Genomic DNA, 6,804 nt, shown 5'->3' with positions numbered 1-6,804 from the left:
CGACGTCATGCCCAACTCGTGCGCCGCCGACACCACCGGGTAGGACCACATCCCGCCTGGCTGGCGGTACCAGCAGATCGGCGCGTCGGGGACCGCGGCCCTGATCGCCGCGTTGGCCCGGAGCAGGTCAGCCCGGATCTCGCCCGGAGACCGTCGGCTCAGCGAAAGGTTGTGGTTCCAGGAGTGATTGCAGAGTGTGTGCCCATCGGCCACGATCGCCTGCACCAGCTCGGGGTACCGCTGCGCGTTCTCCCCGACCACACAGAAGGTTGCGTGAACGCGGAATTGCCGCAGCACGGCCAGGACCTGCGGGGTGTATCGGGGGTCAGGCCCATCGTCGAAGGTGAGCGCGACCTGGCGGGTGCCGGTGACGGCCTGCGCGCCGGAGACCCCACCCCCGGCAGTGGCCGTGGCGTCCGGCCCGGCCTCGGGCGAGTCCGCGCTACGGTCGCCGCGCGCCGTGCCAGGCGACCCCGGCTGGTGGGTGTACCGCGGGCCGCTCAGGTCGCCGGCAACCCCGGTGGCGTGTTGCCGCGACGGGTCCACGGCCAAGCTCCGCCCGATCGCATACGCCGAGGAGAGTAGGGCGGCGGTCACCAGGGCGACCAGCGCCGTGGCGCGTCTGGGTGGAGTCGGCCACGTCATCGACGGCGCCCGCGAAGCAAGCCCAACCCCCCGCTCGCATCCTCAGGTCGCACGCTTCCCCCCTCCGACAGCCCTGGTTGTCAGCCTACGGCGCAGAATGTGACGTACAGCCGCTGATGCCGCAGAATCATGTTGGGCGCTCACGCAACCCGGGGCCGCGCGACCCCTGCCGGCACCGCTCTCGGTGGCCTCCCGGGATCTCGGCGCGTTCGCGGCGTGCCGTTTCCCGCTGTGCTGCACTGTCCCGATGGGTGATCTGACGCAACGTACGCCCCGCCCCGATGTCGTGGTCGTCGGTGGCGGCGTCATCGGCCTCACCACCGCCGTCTGCCTGGCCGAGGCCGGCATGGCGGTGCTGGTCCGCACCGCCGACCCGGTCGAGCGGACCACCTCGGCGGTGGCCGGCGCGATGTGCGGGCCGACGATCAGCGGCCCTGACGACCCGGCCACCCGTTGGGGCCGCGTCGGCGAGACCGAGTTCGCCGCCCTCGCCGAGGACCCGGCCTCCGGGGTGCACGTCGTACGCGGCCGGCTGGTCTCCGATCTGGGCGACGCGCCGCCACCGTGGGCGGCCGGGGTGCCCGGCTTCGCCCCGTGCACCGAGCAGGAGCGGGCGGGCTACCGCAGCGGATTCTGGGCCGAGCTGCCCTTCGCCGACATGCCGCGCTATCTGGCGTACCTGACGGCGCGGCTGACCGCGGCCGGCGGGCAGGTGCGGCTGCGGCCGGTGACCGCGCTGGCCGAGGCCGCGACCGAGGCGTCGGTGGTGATCAACTGCGCCGGCGTGGCCGCCGCCGAGCTGGCCGGCGACGACAGCGTCCGCCCGGTGAAGGGACAGCACGTGGTGGTCGCCAACCCCGGCCTGACGGAGTTCTTCTACGAGGGCGGCGCCACCGACTTCTGGTGTGGCTTCTTTCCGCACGGCGACCGGGTGGTGCTCGGCGGGGTGGCCCTGCCGTACGACCGGGACCCGACCCCGGACCCGGCGGTGGCGGAGCGGATCCTGGCCCGCTGCGCCGAGGTCGAACCCCGGCTCGCCGGGGCGCGGGTGCTGCGCCACGAGGTGGGTTTCCGGCCGGTCCGACCCTCGGTGCGGCTGGCGGAGGAGCCGCTCGGCGGGGCCCGGTGCGTGCACAACTACGGCCACGGCGCGGTCGGCGTCACCCTCTCGTGGGGCTGCGCGCGGGAGGTCGCCGCGCTGGTCGCCGGCTGAGCCGCCGCCCGGGCGGGCCCGTCGCGCGCCCGCCCGGGGCAGCGTCAGCCCTGGCCGACTCCGAGCTGGGCCATCAGGCTCATCCCCTCCGAGACCACCCAGTACTCGGCGAACCGGTCGCCGCTGCTGCGCAGGATGTCGGTGCCGGCGAACTGCACCTTGGTCCCCGGCTCGGCGGTGGCGCCCGGCATCCCGCCCGCGTACGTGCCGTGGAACCGCCAGTGCGCGGCGACCAGGTCCCCGTCGACGATCGGGCCGACCTCGATGACGGTGGACACGTCCCGGAACAGTGCGCAGCTCTCCCGGATCAGCTGGGTCAGCGCCGCCGGGCCGCGGACCTGCTCGGCCGGCGCGCCGTCGGTGCGGGCCTGGTGGATCACGAAGTCCGGGGTGACCAGCTCGGCGGCGAGCGCGTCGAGCCGCTCGCCGTCGGCCGTCCACGCCTGCTCCAGATACCGCCGGTAGCGGGCCTTCACGTCGTCGGTCATCTCGATCACTCCTCTCGGTTCAGTAACGTCCGGAGGCGCCGGTACGGCGCGGGCCGTACGGTGCCTCGTCGAGCCAGCGACCGGCGGCGGGCACGGCCGGGGCGACGGCCGCCGCGAGCCGCTGCCGCAGGCGTCCGGCGAGGCCGGCCTGCTGGTGGGCCAGGGCCTGGCCGGCGGCGGCCCGGTTGCGTTCGGCCGCACCGCGTCGCGTCGCGTCGTAGCGGTCCACGGCGGCCGCCGCGCCGGCCGGGGCGGCGAGCGCGGCGGCGACCGCCGCGGCGGCCTCGTCCGCGTCGGCGATGCCGCTGTTCATTCCCCGCGCCCCGAAGGGCGCGAAGAGGTGGGCGGCCTCCCCGGCGAGCAGTACCCGCCGGTGCGGGTCGGTGAACGCCGGCGCGACCCGCTGCTGGAAGTGGTAGTGCGACACCCAGAGGATCCGCTCCGGCGCCCCGGGGTCGAGCACCCGCGGCAGCCAGCGCCGGACCCGGTCCGGGGTGGCGATCGTCTCCTCCGTGTCGCCGGCCCGGCACTGGAGGTCGACCTGCACCCCGCCGGCGAACGGGATGACCAGCAGGTGCCGGCCGCCCATCCCGGGGTGGTGGTAGTGGAACACCCGCTCCGCCGGGTAGGGCCGGTCCGGGTCCTGCTCCACGTCGACCACCACATGGAAGCGGGGCGAGCGGTGGCCGACGATCGGGATGTCGAGCGCCCGGCGGATCGCCGAACGGGCGCCGTCGGCGGCGATGACGTAGCTCGCCCGGAACGCCCGGCCGTCGGTGGTGGTCAGGCGCACCTCGTCCGGGTCGACGTGGATCGTCTCGACGCCGGCGTCCCAGTGGATGCGCACGTCGAGGCGCTTGGCCGCGTCCCGGAGCAGCCGCTCGGTGTCGACCTGCCGCAGGCTGGTGAACGGGGGCAGGCCGGGCCCGTGGCGTGGCGGGTAGCTGCGCCGGAACACCTCGCGGCCGGCGTACCGGGTGGACCGGGTGTGCCAGACCAGCCCCTGCCGGGCCAGTTCGGCACCGAGGCCGGGAGCGACGCGTTCCAGCCGGTGCAGGGTCTCGCCGTGCACGTACAGCGCCCGGCTGCCGGGGCGGACCCGGTCGGCCGGGTCGGCTTCCAGCACCGTCGCGGGCAGGCCCCGTGAGCGCAGCGACAGGGCCGCCGCCAGCCCGACCGGCCCCGCGCCGACCACCAGGACCGGTGCCGGGGGCGCGGTCACGGCCGGGCCCCGACGGTACGGGCGGCCCGCGCCGGCCGCTGCGCGGCCTCCTCCCGCAGGCGGACCTTGTCCACCTTCCCCACCGCGGTCTGCGGCAACGCGTCGACCACCCGGAGCCGGTCCGGCAGCTTGTACGCGGCCAGTCCGCGCTCGCGCAGAAAGCCGGTCAGCTGCCCGAGCCGGGGCGCCTCGCCCCGAGGCACCACGAACAGGCAGCTCCGCTCCCCGAGCAGCGGGTCGGGCATCGCAACCAGGGCGGCCTGCGCCACCGCCGGGTGGGCGAGGACGATGTTCTCGACCTCCTCGGCCGACACCTTCTCCCCGCCCCGGTTGATCACGTCCTTGCGCCGGCCGGTGATGACCAGGTGCCCGGTGGGCAGCCGCCGGGCGAGGTCCCCGGTGCGGAAGAAGCCGTCGTCGGTGAACGCGCGGGCGTTGTGGTCGGGCGCCTGGTAGTAGCCCCGGAAGGTGTACGGGCCGCGGACCAGCAGCTCGCCGGTCTCGCCGTCGGGCACCGGGCGGTCCTCGGCGTCCACGATGCGGATCTCGTCATCGGGCGAGAGCGGCTTGCCCTGGGCGTTGAGGATCAGCTCCTCCGGGTCGTCGAGCCGGCTCTGGCTGAGCAGGCCCTCGGCCATGCCGAAGGACTGCTGGAGCCGGCAACCGAGGGCGGTCGCCATGCGCCGGGCCGCCTCGGGGGTGACGTGGCTGCCACCGACCTGGACCAGGCGCAGGCTGCTCAGGTCGGTGGACCGGTTGGCGGCCGCGTCGGCCCAGATCAACCCGAGCGGCGGGACCAGCCCGGTGACGGTGACCCGTTCGGCGGTGATCAGCGGGAACGCCTCGTCGGGGCTGCCGTTCGGGCAGAGCACCACCCGCCCGCCGACGGACAGGGTGCCGAGCACCCCGGGGCAGGCGAGGGCGTAGTTGTGCGCCACCGGGAGCACGGCCAGGTAGACGGTGGCGGCGTCCAGCCCGGCGGTGGCCGCGCTGAGCCGGATGTTGTACCAGTAGTCGTCGTGGGTGCGCGGGATCAGCTTCGGCACCCCGGTCGTGCCGCCGGAGAGCAGGAACAGCGCGACGTCGGTGGGGTCCGGGTCGGGTAGCTCGGCGGGCTCGGCCGCGGTCAGCTCCGCGTACGGGACGAACCCGTCGGTGTCGCCGGGGTCGCCGACCACGACGACCGTGCGCAGCGCGGGCAGCTCGGCCCGTACCTGCGCCGCGAGCGCGCGGTGGTCGAAGCCGCCGGCGACGTCCGGGATGACGTACGCCACCGCCTGCGCGGCGCGGCAGAGGTATTCCACCTCGGCCCGGCGGTGGGCGGGCAGGGCGAACACGGGCAGCGCGCCGAGCCGGAACAGCGCGAAGCAGAGCACCACCAGCTCGGGCACGTTCGGCAGGTGCAGCACCACCCGTTCGCCAGGCCGGATGCCCTGCCTGCGCAGGCCGGCGGCGATCCGGTCGGCCTGCTCGTCCAGCTGGGCGTAGGTCCACCGGGTGTCCCCGGCGACCAGCGCGGTGCGCAGGCCGTGTGCCCGCGCCGCCGCGCGCAGCAGGGCGCCGAGCGGCTCGCCCCGCCAGTGTCCGGCGGCCCGGTACCGGGCGGCCAGGTCTTCGGGCCAGGGTACGCAACCTTCCAGCACGTCGTCCTCCTTCCGATCAGGGGGTGGGTCAGGGGGTCAGCCGTTCCAGGTCCCAGCCGCCGTCGTCGCGGCGCTGGTAGCGCAGCCGGTCCGGCACCCCGTCGACGCGGCCCTGCCAGAACTCGATCCGGCGCGGGAGCAGCCGGTAGCCGCCCCACTCCCGCCCGCGCGGCACCTCCTGGCCGGCGTAGCGCCGCTCCAGCGCGGCGATCTGCTCGCGGACCACCTGCGGGCCGTCGACCGCCGTCGACTGGTCTGAGGCGCGGGCCAGCAGCTGGACCGGGCGCGGCAGCTGGCCGAAGAAGCCGTCCGCGCTCACCTCGTCGAGGCGCTCGGTGTCGCCCTCGACGCGGACCTGCCGGTCGGCCTCGAGCCAGCCGAAGCAGAGCGAGGCCCGGGGGTTGACGGTCAGTTCCAGCCCCTTGCGGCTGTCGTAGCGGGTGAGGAAGACGAAGCCGTGGTCGACCCGGACCACGTCGACCAGCCGGGCGGCGGGCCGGCCGTCGGGGGCGACCGTGGCGAGCACGGCCGCGGCGGGGTCGTACGGGCCGGTCGCCGCCCACTCGGCATGCCACCGGCGGAACTGCGCGACCGGGTCCGGGTCGGCCTGGCTCGCGGCGAGACCCTCGCGGCGGTACCGGGCCCGCGTATTGGCGAGGTCGTTGGTCATCCGTCCCTCCAGTCTGGAATGCTGCACTTCACGTCATTTGATAAATGCATCGGCATATATTAGATTCTGGTGTTGTTCGATCCGGCGCTGTCTCCCATCGAAGGGATGCCATCCGATGAGCACGTCCTCCCCCGCCGCGTCGAGCCTGGTCGAGAGGCACCGGGCCGTCGACTCGCCCACCACGTTCCGGCTGCTGGACCTGGAGTGGGATCTGCTGCCCGGCGTCTTCGCCCCGCACCTGACCCAGTCCGCCGCCCTCTACGCCGAGTGGGTGCCCTATCCGGTCGGCGGCTCCTTCTGCGAGATCGGCAGCGGCACCGGCTACCTGTCGGTGCTGGCCGCCCGGCACGGGTGCGCCTCGGTGACGGCGACCGACATCAGCGCGGTGGCGGTCGACAACACCCGACGCAACGCGGCCCGGCATGGTGTGGCCGACCGGGTCACCGTCCACCAGGGCGACCTGTTCGCGCCCATCCCGGCCGGCGAACGCTTCGACGTCATCTTCTGGAACTCCAACTTCGTGGACACCGACGAGCCGGCCCCCGACGGCGACCACCTGCACCAGGCCCTGTTCGACCAGGGCTACCGGGCGCACGAGGGCTACCTCGCCGGGGCCCGGGACCGCCTGCATCCGGGCGGCCAGCTGCTGCTCGGCTTCACCGACCTGGGCAACGCCGACCGGCTGGCCGAGCTGGCCGACCGGCACGGCTGGCGGGTGCGCGTGCAGCGGGCGGTGCGGTGCGCCGCCCCGCAGGGTGACCTGCACTACCAACTCCTCCGCCTCGAATCCGACTGACCGGCCCGGCGCCGGCCGCCTCGGGCGGCCCGGGTTGAGCAACCCGCGTCGGGTCAGCGTGGCGACGATGAACACATGGCCAAGGTCTCCGGTGTGAGCCTGGACGAGGCCATCGCCCGGATCAAGG

The 6,804-nt window shown here is 74.8% G+C and carries 7 protein-coding genes; 2 read left to right on the top strand and 5 right to left on the bottom strand.

Annotation, left to right across the window (positions count from 1 at the left end; translation table 11 throughout):
- Nucleotides 1-645: polysaccharide deacetylase family protein (locus ABZ570_RS33235; RefSeq protein ID WP_358072033.1), on the bottom strand; the 645-nt coding region annotated here is incomplete at its 3' end.
- Between the two features lie 247 nt (nucleotides 646-892).
- Between ABZ570_RS33235 and ABZ570_RS33230 the strand changes: the two genes are divergently transcribed.
- Nucleotides 893-1,858 carry an FAD-dependent oxidoreductase gene (locus ABZ570_RS33230; protein ID WP_358072031.1) on the top strand — a complete coding sequence of 322 codons (966 nt, stop codon included), beginning with the start codon at nucleotides 893-895 and terminating at the stop codon, nucleotides 1,856-1,858.
- Nucleotides 1,859-1,902: 44 nt separating this feature from the next.
- On the opposite strand, the gene ABZ570_RS33225 is transcribed toward ABZ570_RS33230, so the two are convergent.
- The 4 genes from ABZ570_RS33225 to ABZ570_RS33210 are packed head-to-tail and all read right to left on the bottom strand — an operon-like array spanning nucleotide 1,903 to nucleotide 5,881.
- Entirely contained in the window at nucleotides 1,903-2,346 is a 444-nt protein-coding gene (locus ABZ570_RS33225; protein ID WP_358072029.1) for an ester cyclase, read from the bottom strand.
- Between the two features lie 19 nt (nucleotides 2,347-2,365).
- Nucleotides 2,366-3,568 carry an FAD-dependent monooxygenase gene (locus tag ABZ570_RS33220; protein WP_358072027.1) on the bottom strand — a complete coding sequence of 401 codons (1,203 nt, stop codon included), beginning with the start codon at nucleotides 3,566-3,568 and terminating at the stop codon, nucleotides 2,366-2,368.
- The gene (locus ABZ570_RS33215; protein ID WP_358072025.1) at nucleotides 3,565-5,211 is read right to left on the bottom strand and encodes an AMP-binding protein; all 1,647 of its coding nucleotides are present in this window, start codon (nucleotides 5,209-5,211) and stop codon (nucleotides 3,565-3,567) included. The genes ABZ570_RS33220 and ABZ570_RS33215 overlap by 4 nt, the downstream gene beginning before the upstream one ends.
- Before the next feature lie 28 nt (nucleotides 5,212-5,239).
- Nucleotides 5,240-5,881, bottom strand: a complete 642-nt coding sequence (locus tag ABZ570_RS33210; protein ID WP_358072023.1) for a pyridoxal 5'-phosphate synthase — start codon at nucleotides 5,879-5,881, stop codon at nucleotides 5,240-5,242.
- 115 nt (nucleotides 5,882-5,996) lie between these two features.
- Here ABZ570_RS33210 and ABZ570_RS33205 point away from each other — a divergent pair, with 115 nt between their 5' ends.
- A complete protein-coding gene (locus ABZ570_RS33205; protein WP_358072021.1) occupies nucleotides 5,997-6,677 on the top strand; it encodes a class I SAM-dependent methyltransferase in 681 nt (226 codons plus the stop codon).
- The last annotated feature ends 127 nt before the right edge of the window (nucleotides 6,678-6,804 follow it).

The organism is Micromonospora sp. NPDC007271, from assembly GCF_040634005.1.
Lineage (GTDB): Bacteria > Actinomycetota > Actinomycetes > Mycobacteriales > Micromonosporaceae > Micromonospora.
This window is presented reverse-complemented; position numbering and strand designations above follow the sequence as displayed.

Coding starts and splice junctions, on each gene's coding strand:
- ABZ570_RS33225 (WP_358072029.1), bottom strand. CDS start 2,346: ATGACCGACGACGTGAAGGCCCGCTACCGGCGGTATCTGGAGCAGGCG.
- ABZ570_RS33205 (WP_358072021.1), top strand. CDS start 5,997: ATGAGCACGTCCTCCCCCGCCGCGTCGAGCCTGGTCGAGAGGCACCGG.
- ABZ570_RS33230 (WP_358072031.1), top strand. CDS start 893: ATGGGTGATCTGACGCAACGTACGCCCCGCCCCGATGTCGTGGTCGTC.
- ABZ570_RS33210 (WP_358072023.1), bottom strand. CDS start 5,881: ATGACCAACGACCTCGCCAATACGCGGGCCCGGTACCGCCGCGAGGGT.